Genomic DNA, 1,519 nt, shown 5'->3' on the forward strand with positions numbered 1-1,519 from the left:
GTTCTTCGATTGAACTTTTGTGCAAAACTGAACATTTGTGCTTCGATTTCCGCCACTTCGCCAAGCTGCAAACCGTTGTCCGCAATTATTCCAGCGCAGTCCATAAAACAAAATTTGTAAATTTGACGAAACGAAATAAAAAAATTGATATTCAACAATTATGTCACTATATAAAATTGGAAATTCTTTAGAATTGATTAAAGAAAAAACATTCAAGTTTGAAAAAGAAATTCAACAACTAGTTGAAAAAAATCTTAAATTACTTCTAAAACTTGATTTTATTAAATCAGAATTTTCTTTAAATAATTTTAGAATTGACACTCTTGCTTTTGATGAAGAATCAAATTCTTTTGTAATTATCGAATTTAAAAGAGATAAAACATTTAGTGTTGTTGACCAAGGTTATGCGTATTTATCATTAATGCTAAACAATAAAGCTGATTTTATACTTGAATATAACGAAAATAAAAATAAGTCTCTAAAAAGAACTGATGTTGATTGGTCGCAATCAAAAGTAATTTTTATTTCGCCCAATTTTACTAATTACCAAAAAGAAGCGATAAATTTTAAGGATCTACCAATTGAATTATGGGAAATAAAACAGTTTGAGAATGAGACAATAACATTTGAACAAGTCCAGAAAGCAAATGCAATTGAAAGTATTAAAACAATTTCAAAAAATGACGAAAAAAATGATGTTGTAACCAAAGAAATTAAAGTTTATACAGAAAATGATCATTTAAGCAAAGCGGAACAAGAAACTGCTGAATTATACCAAAAAGTAAAAGAAATTATATTAAATTTTGGTGATAATATTACTTTTCAAGCAAAAAAACAAACTATTGATTTCAGAGTAAATAATAATATTTTTTGTGATATTGTTATTCAGTCAAAATCGTTAAAAGTTTTTTTAAACTTAAAAAGTGGAGAATTAAAAGATGAACTAAAAAAATCTCGTGATGTTTCAAATGTTGGACATTGGGGAAATGGTTCTTACGAAATAAAAGTTAGTGATACAGAAGATATTGAATATATTTCAAGTTTAATAAAACAATCCTACAAAAAGAATTTATAATATAACTGCGTACAACATGGTATTTGCAAAATGCGGGGTGAAAACCAAGTTGCTCTACTCGATTTTTTTAGTCGCAACTTGCTTTTCATATTACTTTTTTCTTTAAATTAGTAATCTGAAAAAGCAATTTGCTCAGATTGGTTGAAATTGAACTTTTCGTTCATTTTCCACCGCACTTCGCAAATACTTTTTCCGTTATGCGGCAGCTTAAAAGACAACACCAAACCAGAAAAATCATCTTGACAAACCGACTTTAAACTACGAAGGGTGAAACTTTTCTGGGACAACTTCCAACATTTCTAAAAAACAATTTTTCCATTGACTTGGTGACAAACAGACAATTTGGGAGTTAAGGTTTATTTCGAACTTTTCCGAAATTGACCTGACCTGACTTTTCCTGAAAATCGACTTTAAAGCTGTTTTTACAGATAAATCAGGTTTCTC

The 1,519-nt window shown here is 28.4% G+C and carries 2 protein-coding genes; one reads left to right on the top strand and one right to left on the bottom strand.

Translation table 11 applies throughout. The features are described from left to right. The first annotated feature begins 160 nt into the window (after positions 1-160). Positions 161-1,075 (top strand): DUF5655 domain-containing protein, encoded by a 915-nt coding sequence (locus HXZ74_RS17090; RefSeq protein WP_286476510.1) that lies wholly within the window; start codon positions 161-163, stop codon positions 1,073-1,075. Positions 1,076-1,333: 258 nt separating this feature from the next. Here HXZ74_RS17090 and HXZ74_RS17095 read toward each other — a convergent pair. After that, positions 1,334-1,519, bottom strand: a 186-nt coding sequence (locus HXZ74_RS17095) for an rRNA adenine N-6-methyltransferase family protein (protein WP_286476511.1), incomplete at its 5' end; no start/stop codon positions are given.

Origin of the sequence: Empedobacter sp. R750 (genome assembly GCF_030324345.1) — a bacterium.
GTDB lineage: Bacteria > Bacteroidota > Bacteroidia > Flavobacteriales > Weeksellaceae > Empedobacter > Empedobacter falsenii_C.